Annotated in this window: 19 protein-coding genes; 2 read left to right on the plus strand and 17 right to left on the minus strand. The window is 65.9% G+C overall.

The genetic code is table 11. The features are described 5' to 3' along the window. On the plus strand, positions 1-295 hold a 295-nt coding region (locus tag G579_RS0111845; protein ID WP_028990066.1), incomplete at its 5' end, for an IS5 family transposase. A gap of 86 nt (positions 296-381) precedes the next feature. Here the strand turns inward: G579_RS0111845 and G579_RS0111850 are convergent. From G579_RS0111850 to G579_RS0111920, 15 genes are all read right to left on the minus strand, one after another. Beyond that, a complete protein-coding gene (locus G579_RS0111850) occupies positions 382-783 on the minus strand; it encodes a phosphate-starvation-inducible protein PsiE (protein WP_051181539.1) in 402 nt (133 codons plus the stop codon). Between the two features lie 80 nt (positions 784-863). Next, on the minus strand, positions 864-1,667 hold the full coding sequence (locus G579_RS0111855; protein WP_028990352.1) for a CbbQ/NirQ/NorQ/GpvN family protein: 804 nt from the start codon (positions 1,665-1,667) through the stop codon (positions 864-866). Between the two features lie 166 nt (positions 1,668-1,833). Then, positions 1,834-4,182: a nitric oxide reductase activation protein NorD gene (locus G579_RS0111860; protein WP_028990353.1), complete on the minus strand. Its 2,349-nt coding sequence runs from the start codon at positions 4,180-4,182 to the stop codon at positions 1,834-1,836. Between the two features lie 22 nt (positions 4,183-4,204). After that, entirely contained in the window at positions 4,205-4,498 is a 294-nt protein-coding gene (locus tag G579_RS0111865; RefSeq protein WP_028990354.1) for a hypothetical protein, read from the minus strand. Further along, the gene (locus G579_RS0111870) at positions 4,495-5,127 is read right to left on the minus strand and encodes an AAA family ATPase (protein ID WP_028990355.1); all 633 of its coding nucleotides are present in this window, start codon (positions 5,125-5,127) and stop codon (positions 4,495-4,497) included. Before G579_RS0111870 ends, G579_RS0111865 begins: the two co-directional genes overlap by 4 nt. Positions 5,128-5,130: 3 nt before the next feature. Beyond that, positions 5,131-5,409 carry a 4a-hydroxytetrahydrobiopterin dehydratase gene (locus G579_RS0111875; protein WP_038019785.1) on the minus strand — a complete coding sequence of 93 codons (279 nt, stop codon included), beginning with the start codon at positions 5,407-5,409 and terminating at the stop codon, positions 5,131-5,133. Further along, positions 5,399-5,851 carry a ferritin-like domain-containing protein gene (locus G579_RS18720; protein ID WP_081662765.1) on the minus strand — a complete coding sequence of 151 codons (453 nt, stop codon included), beginning with the start codon at positions 5,849-5,851 and terminating at the stop codon, positions 5,399-5,401. The genes G579_RS0111875 and G579_RS18720 overlap by 11 nt, the downstream gene beginning before the upstream one ends. Before the next feature lie 11 nt (positions 5,852-5,862). Then, the gene (locus G579_RS0111885) at positions 5,863-6,198 is read right to left on the minus strand and encodes a BMC domain-containing protein (RefSeq protein ID WP_028990358.1); all 336 of its coding nucleotides are present in this window, start codon (positions 6,196-6,198) and stop codon (positions 5,863-5,865) included. A gap of 58 nt (positions 6,199-6,256) precedes the next feature. Next, positions 6,257-6,553, minus strand: coding sequence for a BMC domain-containing protein (locus G579_RS0111890; protein ID WP_028990359.1), 297 nt, complete (start codon positions 6,551-6,553; stop codon positions 6,257-6,259). 37 nt (positions 6,554-6,590) lie between these two features. Beyond that, positions 6,591-6,842, minus strand: a complete 252-nt coding sequence (locus tag G579_RS0111895) for a carboxysome peptide B (RefSeq protein WP_028990360.1) — start codon at positions 6,840-6,842, stop codon at positions 6,591-6,593. A gap of 8 nt (positions 6,843-6,850) precedes the next feature. After that, a complete protein-coding gene (locus G579_RS0111900; RefSeq protein WP_028990361.1) occupies positions 6,851-7,102 on the minus strand; it encodes a carboxysome peptide A in 252 nt (83 codons plus the stop codon). Next, entirely contained in the window at positions 7,102-8,694 is a 1,593-nt protein-coding gene (locus G579_RS0111905) for a carboxysome shell carbonic anhydrase (protein WP_028990362.1), read from the minus strand. Before G579_RS0111905 ends, G579_RS0111900 begins: the two co-directional genes overlap by 1 nt. A gap of 18 nt (positions 8,695-8,712) precedes the next feature. Next, entirely contained in the window at positions 8,713-11,016 is a 2,304-nt protein-coding gene (locus G579_RS17350) for a CsoS2 family carboxysome shell protein (RefSeq protein ID WP_162143001.1), read from the minus strand. 304 nt (positions 11,017-11,320) lie between these two features. After that, entirely contained in the window at positions 11,321-11,656 is a 336-nt protein-coding gene (locus tag G579_RS0111915) for a ribulose bisphosphate carboxylase small subunit (RefSeq protein ID WP_028990363.1), read from the minus strand. A 30-nt stretch (positions 11,657-11,686) separates the two neighbouring features. After that, entirely contained in the window at positions 11,687-13,108 is a 1,422-nt protein-coding gene (locus G579_RS0111920) for a form I ribulose bisphosphate carboxylase large subunit (protein ID WP_028990364.1), read from the minus strand. A 210-nt stretch (positions 13,109-13,318) separates the two neighbouring features. Between G579_RS0111920 and G579_RS0111925 the strand changes: the two genes are divergently transcribed. After that, entirely contained in the window at positions 13,319-14,221 is a 903-nt protein-coding gene (locus G579_RS0111925; RefSeq protein WP_038019791.1) for a LysR family transcriptional regulator, read from the plus strand. Positions 14,222-14,956: 735 nt separating this feature from the next. Here G579_RS0111925 and G579_RS0111930 read toward each other — a convergent pair. Further along, the gene (locus G579_RS0111930; RefSeq protein ID WP_028990366.1) at positions 14,957-16,096 is read right to left on the minus strand and encodes a 5-(carboxyamino)imidazole ribonucleotide synthase; all 1,140 of its coding nucleotides are present in this window, start codon (positions 16,094-16,096) and stop codon (positions 14,957-14,959) included. After that, positions 16,093-16,590 (minus strand): 5-(carboxyamino)imidazole ribonucleotide mutase, encoded by a 498-nt coding sequence (purE, locus tag G579_RS0111935; protein WP_028990367.1) that lies wholly within the window; start codon positions 16,588-16,590, stop codon positions 16,093-16,095. Before purE ends, G579_RS0111930 begins: the two co-directional genes overlap by 4 nt. Between the last annotated feature and the right edge of the window lie 129 nt (positions 16,591-16,719).

The raw sequence follows: 16,719 nt of genomic DNA on the forward strand, positions 1-16,719 counted from the left end.
CGCAGCACTGATCCAGGATCAGCCGGCCGAATTCATCGTGGCCGACAAGGGCTACGATTCGGATGCCTTCGTCGAAACAATTACGACGCAGGGCGGTCAGGCGGTAATCCCGCCGCGTTCCAACCGACTCAACCCCCGCTCGTTCGACCGGCATATCTACAAGAGCCGCAATCTGATCGAGCGTTTCTTCGCTCGCATCAAGCAATTCAGACGCATCGCCACGCGTTACGACAAGCTCGCCCACTCCTTCCTGTCGTTCGTCCATCTGGCTTGTTCCATCGTCTGGTTGGCTTGATTGAGAACAGACCCTAGGAGGTTATATAGGCCAATTTCGGCAGGCCGCCAGCCGGCGGGCTACGGCGGAACGGGGAGAGGCGCGCGTCAGCCCTCGTCGTAGGGCAGGCGGATATGGCCGTAGCGGATGGCGAGCACCGCCAGGGCGAGGATGAGGATGGCCAGCGACAGGCCGATCATGGTCAGGCCGTCCATCTCTTTCATGCCGATGGTGATGTAGCGGGCGATGGCCACCATGGCGATGTAAAGGGGATAGCGGATCGGCAGCTTGCCGCTCTGGAAGTAGAGGCCGACCATGGTGAGGATTTCGAGATAAATGAACAGGAGCAGGATGTCCTGCAGCAGCACCGCGCCCCGCTCCACCATGGCCAGGGTCTCCTGGCCGATGGCCACCAGCGTGGCCCCGGCAATCAGGAGCAGCCCCAGCCACTCCACCCAGTGCAGGGCACGGATCACCGGACTGTCGGGGCTATGCGGCAGATTCTTCATCGGGCGTTCTCCGTGCAGAACAAAGGCGGCTCCGCGCAAGGCCGCCTTCTTGCCACGTCAGAAAGAAGCGCCGGGACCACTCAGAAGAAGGTGGTCACCGCGGCGTCGAGGGCGTCGCGCATGTCGGGGTCGTCGGTGATGGGCCGCACCAGGGCGACGCGGCTGGCAGCGCGGGGGTCCACGCCCTTGGCAATCAGGGAGCCGGCGTAGACCAGCATGCGGGTCGAGATGCCCTCGTCCAGGCCGTGGCCCTTGAGGTTGCGGGCACGTTCGGCGATGGACACCAGCTTGTCGGCGGTGGACCTGTCCACCCCGGACTCGTGGCCCACGATTTCGACTTCGATGTCATGCTCGGGGTAATTGAAGTCCAGGGCGCCGAAACGCTGCTTGGTGGACTGCTTGAGGTCCTTCATCAGGCTTTGGTAGCCCGGATTGTAGGAGATCACCAGCTGGAAGTCGGGGTGGGCATGCACCAGCTCGCCCTTCTTTTCCAGGGGCAGCACGCGGCGCGCGTCGGTCAGCGGATGGATCACCACCGTGGTGTCCTGCCGCGCCTCGACCACCTCGTCCAGGTAGCAGATGGCCCCATTGCGGGCGGCGATGGTCAGCGGGCCGTCCTGCCAGCGGGTGCCGTTGACGTCGAGCAGGAAGCGGCCGACCAGGTCACTGGCGGTCATATCCTCGTTGCAGGCCACGGTGATGAGCGGCTTGCCCAGCTTCCAGGCCATGTATTCGACGAAGCGGGTCTTGCCGCAGCCGGTGGGGCCCTTGAGCATCATCGGCATGCGCACGGAATAGGCGGCCTCGTACAGCTCGACCTCGTCGGCCACGGGGCGATAGTAGGGTTGCTGCTTGATGAAATACTGGTCCATGCTCATGGTCATTCTCCAAATTGATCATTTGCTTTGCATATCCGCGCGACGGGTGGACGACGGCACGTGGCCGGTCCGGTCGTCGCCGCCACGCCGATACGCAAGATTCCGCCGACCGGGACCGCGCTGCCGGCGACTGCGCCGGGCCAGTCGTGCTTCCGATCGGATGCCCGGCGGCTCAGCGCGTCAGTCCCAGATACAGCGTCGAGAGCTTTTCCGGCAGCCTGGCGACATGGTCCAGGACCATGTAGTTCTTGGCGCCGAAAATGCGCGACACGTATTCGTCGGCATAGGGGTCCAGGCTCAGGCAGTAGGTGTGAATGCCGCTCTTGGTCAACTCCTCCACCGCCCGCTTGGCATCGAAGCGCAGGTACTGCGGATCGCGCACGTCATTGTCGGCCGGCTCGCCGTCGGTAAGCACCAGCAGCAGCTTCTTGTGGCTGGGCTGGCGCTTCAGGATGCTGCCGGCATGGCGCAGGGCCGTGCCCATGCGGGTCGAGAGCTGCCCGGTCATGCCGGCCAGCCTGGCCTTGGCCTTGTCGTCGTACGGCGTGTCGAAATCCTTGAAGCGGTAGTACTCCACGTCGTGGCGCCCGTTGGAATCGAAGCCATGGATGGCGAAGGGATCCCCGATCTTGGCCAGGGCTTCGGACAGCAGGGTCGCCGCCTCCCGCGCCAGGTCCAGCACGGTGGCGTCGGTGCCGGCATCACGCACCTTGTCGTTGGTGGACTCGGACAGATCGATGAGCAGCAGCACGCTGAGATCGCGCACCTTGAGCGTGGTGCGGATGCCGATGCGCGGATCGGGCATCAGCCCCATGCGGATGTCGACCATGGCGCGAATGGCGGCTTCGATGTCGATCTCGTCGCCGTCTTCCTGCTTGCGCTGGCGCACCACGCCCTGCGGCTGCATGGATTCGATGAGGTGCTTGATGCGGCGCACGACCGGCTTGTGCTTTTCGAGAATCGCTTCGACCATCTCCAGGTCGCCGGACTTCGGGCGCTTCTCCAGCAGGGTGCTCCACTGGGGCCGCTCCAACTGCGTCTGATAATCCCACTCCGAGTAATGGAAGGGCGAGGAAATCGGCTCCTTGCCCTCGCGCTCGTTCCAGGTGGTGCCGTCGTCGTCGAAGAGCGGCGTGGACAGCACCCAGACTTCCTGCGCGTCGTCCCCGGCGGTTTCCACGTCGAGGGTATTGATCATCTGCATGACGCTGACGTACTTGCGCACCTGGGCCGACTGGCCCGGCACGAGAATCGTGTCGCCGGTGTCCGCGGGGGCCTCCCACAGATGGCGATTGTCGTCACGGTAGGGGTTGGCGGGCTGGTCGGTGCGCGCATTGTACGTCATTCCCAAGCCGCGCGCCGCCTCGGCGAGCTGCAGGCCGATCTCGCGCGCCATGCCGGGCTCGACCAGCCGCGACGACGACGCGGCAAAGGCCTCCCGCGCCTGGCGGACCAGGGGGTGGGCGTCGCGGTAGTCGTCGTCGGCCAGGGCCCGGGCGATGCGGTCCAGGATCGGGCCGAAGCCTTCATCCTGGTTCGGGTCGGCCGGCAGCAGCTTCAGCCAGAGCTGCCTGAGTCCGGGGAGCGCCCGCATGGCCAGCGCCTCGACCCGGGCGTCCTCGATCACCCCGATCAGCGCACGTTGCATCGCATTGGTGGTGTCGGCTTCCGGGTCCCGTCGGGAATGGATCATGTGGGCGGCGGCATGGGCGGCCGCGGCACGGTAGACCTCCAACCCGGGAACCTTCTCGGCGTCGTCGTCCGCGCCGGGCAGCGCATAGTCGTCGAAGGCGTCGGGCAGGTGGATGAAGTAATGCTCGATATAGGGGCGATAGCCCTCACGGCTCTCGAAGTCGCCCGAGGTCGGGCGCAGGAAGAAGTCCCGCCCCCACAGGGCGCGCAGGTACATGATCAGGCGCCGCTGCACGTCGACGAAGAGCACGCCGCGCTGCTCTTTCTTCATCACGGCGAGAGCATCCTCGCTCTCCAGGCCGAAGTACTTCACCTGGGCATCGAAGTCCGTGCGGTGCGCCGAGGCGCCCCACATGGCCCAGCGGCGCAGGCCGCCCAGGGTCAGATGGCCGAGCAGCACGTCCAGCTTCTCCAGCATCGGCCGGATGGCGCGGGGCACCTGCGCCAGCAGATTGTCCAGCAGGCTGAGATAATCCTTGAAGAGCTCCAGTTCGCCCAGACGCGCGGCGGCGGTCGGCGCCGTCGAAAAGAGCAGGACGATGACGCTGACGCTGGTTTTCGAGTACATCCGGATCGCCGCCGAGAGCAGCTCGGAGACGGCCTGCTCGCCGATCTCGCGGGCGACCTGCGGCGCAGATTCGATGAACGACACCACCAGATCGCTGCCCCGGCCCAGCGCCTTCAGGCCGGCCGCGCCCTTCAGATAGGCATCCAGTCCGCGCGGGCTGAAGACCCGGGCGGCATCGTGCCACGAGGCTTCGAGCACCTCGCTGGCGTGCTCCCCCAACTCGTCGAGGAGATCCTGGTACTCGGCTAGTTGAATCGCCATAAACTTGCTCCGCGCAGCGCCCTCAATCCGGCCAGATGCGCTGGGGATGCAGCGGCTGAGCCGGTGCATTCAGGTCGGACGCGCCGGCAGGCTGTGCCTTTTCGGTCTGCGGAGCCGCAGCCGGCGCCGGCCGCTCGGCCGGCACACTGACCGGCATCTCGGCCGGGATCTGCTCCGCGACCGACCGGGGTTCGACAGCGGCAGGAGACTTGGCAACGGCAGGCGCTTTGCCGCCGGCGGCGGGCTTGCCGCTTGCGGGGGCTTTGCTACGCGCAGGTTTGATGCTGGCAGCCAGCTTGTCTTCCAGTTTCTTCATGGACGCAACACCTCTTCCAGGATCCATTCGATTTCCCGAACCGCTTCACGGCCGCGGGCATTCAGTTGGTACACGCTCTTGCCTTCCAGCATCGCCAGGCGGTATGCCGCGCGGCGACGGATGCCGTTGCTCAGCGTGGGCAGATCGAGATTGGCCAGAGCCTGGGTCATGGCCCGGGACAATGCGCTGCTGGGCTCGACCTGGTTCAAAACCAGCCAGGCCCGCAGGCCGGGATTGATGCGCCGCGCGTTGTGCACGGATTCGACGGTGCCTGCGCTGGCCCAGAGGTCGAGCGGCGAGGGCAGCACCGGGATCAGCACCGTATCGACCTGCGCCATCAACTCGCCCGTCAGATCCATGTCCAGCGAGGGCGGGCAGTCGACGACGACGTAGCGGTGGATTTGCGCGGCCTCGCGCAGATTCTGCAGGGGATCACCGCTGAGCACCGTGATCTCCGATTCGCCCACCAGCGGCGACCATTCCGACCAGTGCCGCAGCGCACCCTGGGGATCGGCATCGACCAGCGCAACGCTGCCACGCCGGGCCAAGCCCGCGGCGAGATTCAGGGCCAGGGTGGACTTGCCGCAGCCCCCTTTCAGGTTTGCCAGTGCTATGAGACGGCCGGACACGGCTTAAGACTGGCCTGATCCCTGCCCGGCAAGCGCGTTGGCCTGCAAGGCAAAGTCGATCTCGTCCTGCACCAGCATTGCGCCTTGCGCAACGATGGCGACATTGACGTGGGTCTTGGCGAAATTCAAATTGGGAAAAATACCCGTGCGCTCGGACAGCTCGGCGAGCCGGTCGAGAAACGCGCGGGTTTCACTATACGAGGAGAAGTCGAAGCGACGGGTCAGTTGCGCCGGACGCTGATGTACCTGCCAGCCATTGTCCAATGCCTGCTCAATAGACATGTCTTTGCTCCATGTCATGGAGGGCGGCCAGCGCTCTATCCAGCTCACCCAAGTGGGCTTCCTCGTCGCGCATCAGCGCTTCGAACAGAAGCGCGGACTCCTCGTCACCGAAGCGGGCACAATACAATGCCGCATCATGATAAAGACGAACAGCGGCCATTTCGAGTTGCCGGTCCAAGGCCAACATTTCCGCCAATCCACGGCCCGGCCGCACCGCCGCAAGCTGGCTGGCGTTGGGAGCAACGCCAAGCACCAGCATGCGTTGGATGATTCGGCCGGCGTGGACCAGTTCCTCTTCGGCTTCCTTGCGGAAATTTTCGGCTTCGCCCGGCATTCCCCACAGTTCACAGAGGCTGGCCTGAGTCAGGTATTGCTGAACCGCGCTCATTTCGTGGTTCAGCCCCTGGGTCAGATAGCCGATAACGCGTGGATGCGCCAGCATGACGGCCAGTCTTAGCTGCCCTGCGTCACGATCTCGCTGTCACGGCCGCCGCCGAACTCGGGCTTGCGGGGCAGGATGTTTTCCACTTCGGAGTGGACGCGCGCGATGATGTGCGCAGCCACCAGACCATCGCCAACCCGCTCGCAGGCATCCGCGCCAGCGCGCACCGCCGCGTTCACGGCACCGGTCTCGCCACGCACCAGCACGGTGACGTAGCCGCCGCCGACGAACTGACGACCAATCAGGCGCACTTCCGCCGCCTTGGTCATGGCGTCCGCCGCTTCGATGGCGGGAACCAGACCGCGAGTCTCGATCATACCCAGTGCAATACCAGTCATTTCAGCCATGTCGTGCTCCTTAGAAAGTCTTCAGGGATTCAAGCCGAATCCGTCGTAATCTGCCGCCTTAGACCTGGGCGGCCTGGGGCAGGATGTTTTCCACTTCGGAGTGGACGCGCGCGATGATGTGCGCAGCCACCAGACCATCGCCAACCCGCTCGCAGGCATCCGCGCCAGCGCGCACCGCCGCGTTCACGGCACCGGTCTCGCCACGCACCAGCACGGTGACGTAGCCGCCGCCGACGAACTGACGACCAATCAGGCGCACTTCCGCCGCCTTGGTCATGGCGTCCGCCGCTTCGATGGCGGGAACCAGACCGCGAGTCTCGATCATACCCAGTGCAATACCATTTCTTTCAGCCATGTCGTGCTCCTTTCGCAAACACTATCAAAAAGCAGGTTCAACCCTGCGGATCCCATTGGTCGATAATCCCGGCGATCGTCAGGTCAGTGAGAACTGCTACATCGCCAGCCGCGTACCGCGCGGCCGAACCGCTCACGGTAAAGACCCACTTGCCCGGCGGGACACCCACCGGATCACAGGCTACGCTCAGTTTGCCCTGTTCGTCGGCGAGGACGCGCAGGGACATGTTCTTCAAGCCCGGCACGCGCCGGGTGGCCACCAAATCCGAACACACTCGCATGATTTCCATGGCGCCCTCTAATCGGTGGTCCAGTGGTCGATGATCCCGACGATGGTCAGGTCCGACGGATACTCCTTGCTGCCGGCCGCTTCGCGCGCCGCGGAAGACCCGACGCAGATCACCCAATCGCCGGGGATGCAGCCGACGGCGTCGACCGCCACCTGGCGCGCGCCGCCGGCCTTCTCGCGCACCACCAGCAGGGGCCGGTGGCCCAGATCAGCGATACGGTTGGTGGAGACCAGCGTTTTTTCCACCTGCATGATCTTCATCAACGCTCTCCTTCGACATCCTCTATCGGACTGCCCGTGGGCAGATCCTGCACGGTGAGATGGCAGGCCAGCATCCCGCTCGCATGCAGCGCCGCATAGCGCGCCTGAATCGCGGCCCGCACCCGCTGCGCTTTGGCGACCGCGCGCTCGCGCGAGCCAGGCACCCGGTGGTCATAGCGGTAATGGATCGCCACCGGAATCGGCAGGCCGCGCTTGACGTTCAGACCCTTGAAGATCTTGACGCCGACATCCAGGTCCGCCGCCCCCTCCTCCACCGTGTTCAGATGGGCGTAGTAGGCCACGTTGCGCATCTGCACTTCCTCGATGCCGTCACCGACGCTGACATAGCGTTCGGCATGGCCGAGATCGGGATAGCGGCCGTTGTACTGCTCCTTCACGTACTCGATCTGCGAGAAGTTGTTGATGAGCAGATTGATGATCAGCCGCCGCATGCCGTCGTGGGGCTCGCCGTTGCCGGCACCCCAGCCGCTGGCCTGGCTCGCCTGGCGGACGGCCTCGTAGACTGCGAGCCGGGCCGCGTTGGCATCGAGGCCCTGCGTGTCCCGAAACAGCTTGGCGTTGTCCACGAAGCGATGCGCAGACAGGTTGCCGTCGGCATCGGGCACGTGCACCTTGATCGCATCCGTATCCGTGTCCACGCCGATCAGCAGAAGGTCGGTGCTGGCTCCGCAGCAAAACGCGTTCTCGATGGCCTGCCGGAACTGGTACAGGCGCTCCAAAGCCGCCTCCATGGCCTTGTGTTCATTGCTCCCGTGCGCGGCGCAGCCTTCGCTGGCCGGCTGGGAAGAGCTCGTGTGGTACACCGCCACCTTCAGGTAGCGGGTGCCGGCGTCCGCCGTGGTCGGCACGCCCTCGCGGAAACGGCTCAGTTCCGTTGCCACCCAGTGGCTCACGTCGCTTTCCACGTCGAACATGGCGCCGGCATAAGCCGTGCGTCGCGTCAGCGAGGTCACCGGGAGGCGCAGGATGTAGCGCATCAAGCCTTTCAGGCGCCCATCGGCACAGGGGCTGATGTCCACGGCATGGAAGCCGCAGTCCAGGAAGAAGTTCTGGGCATCCTGCACGGATTCGGCTTGGCTCTTCAGATCCTCGGCGAAACGCGCCGCCGAGTTCTTCAGAGCGGCGAAGGTGCAGTATGCATAGAGCGACTTCAGATCAAGGCCCGCCACCCAGGCGTTTTCCAGGATGTCCGCCGGCAACGTGTGGCCCAGTTGCTTCATGGCCAAGGCCTGGGCACGCGCCGGGAAATCCGGCTCGTGCTGCAAGGCGGAAACCTCCTTCAAGGTCGGCACGATGATGTCGAAGCGACCCTTCACCGACCGCTCGCAGAAGGCGAGGCGTGCGTTTGCCGCCCGGTCGACCAGCGCATGCTGGCCGACCCGCTCGGGCTGGCTCGCAGGAGCCGGTTGAGCGGAAGTTGCCGCAACCGGCTGACGGGGCGACGGTACTGCAGCCACTGCCGGCCGTGCCGCTGCCGATCCGCCCGACATCTGGGGCAGAGCACTCCGGTGTCGCCCCCCGGAGGGGGCGGCAGCGCGGGCGCGCAGGGCATAGGCGTTACGGGTATTCATCTCAAACTCCCCCTCGGATTAGCCCCTGGCCCCACCGGAAACGGTAATCACCGCGCCTTTGGCGCTGTTACCGACTGCTCCGGTGACCTTGGGCAAGGGCACCTCGACTCGCTCCAGATGCTTGTTCTGCCAGGCACCGCCCATCATGGGCCGCACTTCACCACGCCGGGTCAGATTGCGGCTTTGCGCCCAGGCCCCTTCGGTGCCGGTAATCCGGCCGCTCCGGGCCCAGTCATCGCCGGTGATGCGGGTGGATTCACGGCCCTCGCCGGTGATGCGCGCCGGCTGCGGGGCAGCTTGCGGAGCCTCTTCCACGACCGGCGCGGGCGGCACCGGCCGCACGAGCGGGGCGTCATCGCGGTAGCGGAACTCGGGCGTACCCGAGACCAGGCCGTCGGCCCGCGTTGCCGGACCCGTGATGATGCTGCCGCCGCCGTTGCCGTAGCCGGTCCCGGTGATGCGATTGCGCATTTCCTGGGCAAAGCGTGCCGGCGTGGTGATGCTGAAGCCGCCCGGCTGGCGCATCTCGATGGGCGCAGGCGCGGCAGCCGGCGTCAGTGCCTGGCCAGACGCCGCCAGATAGCGGGAACGGCTGGGCGGCACGCGTGGACCGGCAACCGCCGTGGCGGTCTTGGCCTCACAGCCGCCACATGCACAGCCGCAAGGTGCAGCCACCTGGACGGGTCCATCATAGGGCGTGCCGCTGAGCGCCAAGCTGCTGCCAGGCTCGTTGCCGGTCACATGCTCGGAGCGGCCCAACATCGTGCCGGACACGGCCAGACCACGCGGGGTCTGGCTCAACCCCACCTTGGTGGGAGCCGGCGCCGGGGTGCCTGAAGAGCAGTACGTGTCGTAATGCTCACGACCGTAGTACTCGGTGCCGGTGACGAGTTGGCACCCACCTTGCTCGTCACCGGTCAATTTTGGGCTGTGGCCCACCATGTTGCCCGTCATCGTGCCGCCGGCCAGGGGCCGCGTCTGGGCCACCTTCTCCGGCCCGTTGCGGCTCAACAGCGGAGAACCGTACTGGGACCCGGTCACGCGCTGGTGGGTGCCGTGCTCGGCACCGGTCACCTTGTCCGTCGCATCGACCAGATTGCCCGTGATGCGTTGGCCGCCGGCACTCTTGTCCAAGCCGATCTTCGCGGGCGCGGGCTCGGCCCGGGTGTTGCAGACCGATTGGAACAGCTCATTGGAGAGATATTCCGTGCCGGTGATGCTGCGGCACAAACCCGCCTCCTCGCCCGTCACCTTGGCCGACGCGCCCACCTCCGTGCCGGTCACGGGGCGACCGGCGAGGGTGTGGGTCAGGGCGACCTTGCTCGGTCCGTTGATGGTCAGGCGGGCAACGCCGGCATCAGCGTACTGGGAGCCGGTGATGGTCCGCTTGGCCCCCGGCTCGAAACCGGTGACGCGGCTCTGACGCGCTTCGTCGCTGCCGGTGACGGCCAAACCCTTGCGCTCGGTGACACCCACCACCACTTTCTCCGGACGATTGAGCAATCCCTTGCTCTCGCAGAACTGGGCAAAGTGCTCGCTGCCCAGATATTCCGTGCCGGTCACACCGCGGCAGCCGCCCATTTCATCACCAGTGACCCGGCTGGAGCGGCCCACGGCCGCATTGGCGGTCACGCGGTTGCCCTTGCTGGTGGAGGTCACTTCCACCTGTCCCTTGCCCGGAGCCGGACGCACGCCGCAGAACGTGTCGAACTGTTCCGCGCCGATGTATTCGGTGCCCGTGACCACCCGGCAGGTACCGGACTCGCCGCCCGTGATCTGCGGCTTGCGTTCCACCTGGGTACCCGTCACGGCGAGGCCGGACAGGGTCGTACCCACCTCGACCTTGGCCGGCGCGGCGCCGGGCTGCGGCCGGGCCCGCACGGGGCGGGCCGGAGGCGCGTCGCCGCGGCCGATCCGGCTCATTTCGGCGCGCCGCTCACGGGCAACCAGGCGGCCGTTGCCAATATTGTTGATGCCGCCATTGGCAGGCGCCCGTCCGTTGGATTGCCGCGCCTGCATGCCGGCTTTGGCTGGCAGCGCACTCTTGCCTTGGGTAGCCAAGGCACGGCGGCGGTCACGACAGAGCCTGCGCACGTCATTGGCGTTCTCACCGAGCGCGGCTGGATTCTGCTCAACGATCTCGCAAAGGGAATCCAGGGTCGTCTCGGCGGCTGAATTTTCGATTGCCGGAGAAGCATTCTCGGACGGCCTCGCCTCCGCCTGAGCAGGCGGCGCAAAGCTCTCGACCGGCCTGGGCGCCGCCGGCCGAGCCGAACGGGCATTGCCCTGAGGCGCACCCTTCTTGCCCTGTTGGGCCAGCATGGCCCGCCGGGCCCGGGAAAACTCCCGGCCGTTCAATCCTCCAGTCTGTACACTTTGTACCGGTCCCCGGTCTCTTTGTGCAGCCGGCGTGGACGGCGCGGAACTTTCGACCGGCCTGGGCGCTGCCGACCGAACCGGCCGGGCGCTGGCCTGCGCCGCTCCGTTCTTGCCGCCTTGCGCCAGCATGGCCCGCCGGGCCCGGGCCAGCTCTCGGCCGCTCAATGCAGTCAGTTCAGGCATGGTTTGTCCTCATGCTTGCATCCAGAATGCCGGGCCCGAAGGCCCGGCGATTTTCACTACCTGCTTACCTGCCCCCGCGATACACCACGAAGGCCAATCCCTGACTCTGGGAGTAGTTGTCGTAGCCGATCAGGCGAATGAGGTGGTTGGGATATTCCCGACGGCACGCCTCGAGTTCGGCCAGGATGCGGTCCACGTTCTGCTCGCCGAACATGGGGAGCTTCCACATGTACCAGTAGTGGTTGAAGGAACGCTCCGGCTCCACGTGCTCGACCGCCGGGTTCCAGCCCTGACTGACGATGAACTGGATCTGCTTGCGCACCTCGTCGGAGGACAGCATGGGCAGATAGGAGAACGTCTCGTATTGGGTTTGCTGCTTATAATCTTGGACATCAGCCATGATTCGATTCCTTTTGCGTTGCGAAACAGATCAGCGATTCTGCACGTCGAGCTTGTCGACGGTGTCGAACTCGAACTTGATCTCTTTCCAGGTTTCCATGGCGACCTTGAGCTCGGGGCTGTGCTTGGCAGCCTCGGTCAAAATCTCCTTGCCTTCGCGCTCGACCTGACGGCCTTCGTTGCGGGCCTCGACGCAGGCTTCCAGCGCGACGCGGTTGGCCGCGGCACCGGCCGCGTTGCCCCAGGGGTGACCCAGGGTGCCGCCACCGAACTGCAGCACGGAGTCATCGCCGAAGATGCTCACCAGCGCCGGCATGTGCCACACATGGATACCGCCGGAAGCCACGGGCATCACGCCGGGCATGGAGCCCCAATCCTGATCGAAGAAGATGCCGCGGCTGCGGTCTTCGGGAATGTAGGATTCGCGCATGAGGTCGATCCAGCCCAGGGTGGCCTCGCGGTCGCCCTCGAGCTTGCCCACCACGGTGCCGGAGTGCAGGTGGTCGCCGCCGGACAGACGCAGGGCCTTGGTCAGCACACGGAAGTGGATGCCATGGTGCGGGTTGCGGTCGATCACCGCGTGCATGGCGCGGTGGATGTGCAGCAGCACGCCGTTGTCGCGGCACCAGTTGGCCAGACCCGTGTTGGCGCAGAAGCCGCCGGTCAGGAAGTCGTGCATGATGATGGGCATGCCCAGTTCCTTGGCGAACTCGGCGCGCTTGTACATCTCTTCCGGAGTCGGCGCGGTCACGTTCAGATAATGGCCCTTGCGCTCGCCGGTCTGCGCTTCGGCATTGTTAATGGCGTCGGCGACGAACAGGAAGCGGTCACGCCAGCGCATGAAGGGCTGGGAGTTGACATTCTCGTCGTCCTTGGTGAAGTCCAGACCGCCACGCAGACACTCGTACACGGCGCGGCCGTAATTCTTGGCGGACAGGCCCAGCTTGGGCTTGATGGTGCAGCCCAGCAGCGGACGGCCGTACTTGTTCATCTTGTCGCGCTCGACCTGGATGCCGTGGGGCGGACCACCGCAGGTCTTAACGTAGGCGATCGGGAAGCGCACGTCTTCCAGACGCAGGGCGCGCACGGCCTTGAAGCCGAACACATTGCCCACCAGCGAGGTGAACACGTTCACCACGGACCCTTCTTCGAACAGGTCGATGGGGTAGGCGATGAAGGCGTAGAAGGCGGTGTCGTCGCCGGGCACGTCCTCGATGGCGTAGGCGCGACCCTTGTAGTAGTCCAGGTCGGTCAAGAGATCGGTCCACACCGTGGTCCAGGTGCCGGTGGAAGACTCGGCGGCCACGGCGGCAGCAGCTTCCTCACGGTCCACGCCCGGCTGCGGGGTGATTTTGAAGCACGCCAACAGGTCGGTATCCAGCGGCGTGTAATCGGGCATCCAGTAGGTCTGGCGGTATTCTTTTACGCCAGCATTGTATGTCTTAACTGCCATTGATGGCCTCCATTACATAAAAATACAGATTTACACCAGGGTAGCCTGCCATTCAGACCTCAGCACGGGGCTGTGCTGCTTACCGTCTGGTGGGCTTGTGGCAACTATATCCCTGCAAATCCATAAGCACCAATCAATAATAATGATTGTTACAATAAGGACTATGTTATACTCCTGCAAAGTAGGACTTTCGTAGGAGCGGGACACATCATGAACCTAACTTTCCGTCAACTCAAGGTGTTCGAGGCGGTGGCGCGACACCTGAGCTACACGCGTGCCGCCGCCGAGCTGCACCTCACCCAGCCCGCGGTCTCCATGCAGATCAAGCAGCTGGAAGAAACGGTCGGCCTGCCCCTCTTCGAGCAGCTGGGCAAGAAGATCTACCTGACCGAGGCGGGCAAGGAGTTTTATCACTACAGCCGCAGCATCGCCCAGCAATTGAGCGAGGCGCGGCAAGTGCTGGACGAGCTCAAGGGCATCCAGCGCGGCCGCCTGAAGATCTCGGTGGCCACCACCGCCCAATACTTCGCGCCGCGCCTGCTGCGCACTTTTGCGCAGCGCTTTCAGAACGTGGCGGTGAGCATGGACGTGACCAACCGGGAGGCTTTGCTGCGGCAACTGGAGCACAACGAGGTCGACATGGCCATCATGGGCCAGCCGCCCGAGGGCTTGGACGCGGTGGCGGAGCCTTTCCTGCAAAACCCGCTGGTGGTCATCGCCCCGCCCGACCACCCGCTGGCCGGCACCCGCAGCATTCCCCTGGCCACCCTGATCGAAGAGCCTTTCATCGTGCGCGAGCAGGGCTCCGGCACCCGCAGCGCCACCGAGCGATTCTTCGCCAAGCAGGGACTGCGCCTGTCCGCCGACATGGAAATGAGCAGCCACGAGGCCGTGAAGCAGGCCGTGCAGGCCGGCCTCGGCCTCGGCATCGTGTCGACGCACACCATCAACCTGGAATTGGAGGCGAAGCGGCTGGTGATCCTCGACGTGCAATCCTTGCCGATCCAGCGCCATTGGTATCTGGTGCATCGTGAAGGCAAGCGCCTGTCGGCCGTGGCGCAGGCCTTCAAGGACTTCGTGGTGGCCGAGGCACCGCAGGTGCTGGAGCAATAGGATCGCCGGGCGGAGCGACCAAAGCATCGGCCAGTGCGGCTGGCGGATGCCGGGACGCCGGAAACCAAGCCACCCGAATTCCGACCCAAGACGCCCTCGCCCTGCTCCCTCCCCGAGGGGGGCCATGCGGCGCCACACCATACATGATTCGGAGTTGGATTTTAGGATTCCCACCCCCATTGTTCCGCCGAGCCGCGCAGGGCCGACGGGAGATGTAGGAGCGAGCTGGCTCGCGATGGCTTCCCGATTGGCACAGTGGATCGCGAGCCAGCTCGCTCCTACCGTCAATGGCGGCAGCAACGAGCGAGCGCCTGTCTGAGCCAGCGCAACCGGCGAGTTGCGCCAGCGGCCCGTGGCCGGGGGGACGCAGGGACCCGCAGGGGGGAGAATGGGGGGTCCTTTTGCCGCCGGGCAACCGCCGTCATCCCCCAGCGCGGGCGCAGCCCGTTCCAATCCTAAACCCTGTTGGGCTTCGCCAGCTCAGTCCAACCTACGATCTACGATCCTGGCCGCGCTGGCTCACGGGAGGGTGGGAGCGGGCTGGCCGCGATCCCAGGGCGGCCGGTCGCGACCTTTATCGCGAGCCAGCCCGCTCCTGCAACCCAACCCACAAACAGCCCAACCTACCGCGCTGACGGATGCCGATGTGCAACTCGGGAAGGCGGAATACCGGATCGCGGGCCTGCCCGCTCCTGCCCTACAACACCCCTATCCGCACCCCCGGCCCCCCCCGCATCACCCCCCACCCTCGCACGCCAACTCCCGCTTGACGGTTTCCGCCAGAACCAGCGCCGTTTCCACCGAATCGGCAACGCAGTTGACGTGGCCCATCTTGCGGCCGGGGCGGGCCTCGCGCTTGCCGTAGAGGTGCAGCTTGGCCTGGGGATGGCGGAAGAGGCGCTCCCAGTGCGGCGTCCGCTCGCACCAGACGTCGCCGAGCAGGTTGACCATGACCACCGGCGCCAGCAGCCGGGCGTCGCCCAAGGGCAGGCCGCAGAGGGTTCGCACCTGCTGCTCGAACTGGTCGGTCAGGCAGGCGTCCAGGGTATAATGGCCGCTATTATGGGGCCGGGGCGCGATTTCGTTGACCAGCAGCGTGTCGTCGGCCAGCACGAAGAACTCCACCGCCATCACCCCGCAATAGTCCAGCTTCGCCGCCACCGCGCCGGCCAGGTCCAGCGCCTGGCGGGCGACCGCCGCCGATACCCGGGCCGGCACGATGCTCAGGTCGAGGATGCCATTGCGGTGACGGTTCTCGGCTACCGGATAGGGCGCCGTCTCGCCGTCGGCGCCGCGTCCGAGCACCACCGACACCTCCGTCTGCAGGGGCAGGAGGCCCTCCAGGACGCACGGCTCGCCGTCCATGCCGTCGAAGGCGGCCAGCGCGTCGTCCACGCTGTCCACCCGCGCCTGCCCCTTGCCGTCGTAGCCGAAGCGGCTGACCTTGAGCAGGGCCGGCGCGCCGATGGCGGCACAAGCGGCGGGGATGTCCTCGCGCCGCCGGATCACCGCGAAGGGTGCCGTCGGAAAGCCCTGCTCGCGCAGAAAGGTCTTTTCGCGGATGCGGTCCTGGGTAATGGCAACGGCCTTGGCTGGAGGCCAGACGGTGCAGCGTGCCGCCAGGAACTCCAGACTGGCGGCGGGCACGTTTTCGAACTCGGTGGTGACCGCCGCGCAGGTGCGGGCCAAGTGCTCGAGCGCCTGCCGGTCCGTGTAGGCGGCGCGCAGATGCTCGTCGGCCACCCCGCCGGCGGGACTCTGCGGATCGGGATCGAGCACGACGACGCGGTAGCCCATGGTGCGCGCGGCGATGGTGAACATGCGCCCGAGCTGGCCGCCGCCGAGCACACCGAGGGTGGCGTCGGGCAGGATCACGGTTGTTCCGGCAGGGTCATGGACTTGACCGCCGCCTCCTGGCGGGCGCGGAAACGGCGCAGGCGCTCGGCGAGCTGGCCGTCCTGGCGGGCGAGCATGGCCACGGCGAAGAGGCCGGCATTGGCCGCGCCCGCCTCGCCGATGGCGAAAGTCGCCACCGGGATACCCTTGGGCATCTGCACGATCGACAGCAGCGAGTCCATGCCCTTGAGATATTTGGAGGGCACCGGCACGCCGAGCACGGGCACGCCGGTCTTGGCCGCCAGCATGCCGGGCAGGTGCGCCGCGCCGCCGGCGCCGGCGATGATGCAGGCCAGGCCGCGCGCCTCTGCCTGTTCGGCATATTCGAAGAGCAGGTCCGGCGTCCGGTGCGCCGAGACCACCCGGGCCTCGTAGGGCACGCCGAAGTCCTCCAGCTGCCGGGCGGCATGCTGCATGACTTCCCAGTCGCTGTTGCTGCCCATGACCACGCCCACCACTATCTTGCCGTCCATAAATCCCGCTCCGTGCCGCGCAGCCGCCAGGCGCTCGCCTGCGGCGGGCCAGCGCCTGAAAAACGGTACATTTTACGGGCAGGTGCCGGCTACGGCAACGCACGACCCCGCGCGGCCGCATTGCAAGAA

Source organism: Thermithiobacillus tepidarius DSM 3134 (assembly GCF_000423825.1).
Lineage (GTDB): Bacteria > Pseudomonadota > Gammaproteobacteria > Acidithiobacillales > Thermithiobacillaceae > Thermithiobacillus > Thermithiobacillus tepidarius.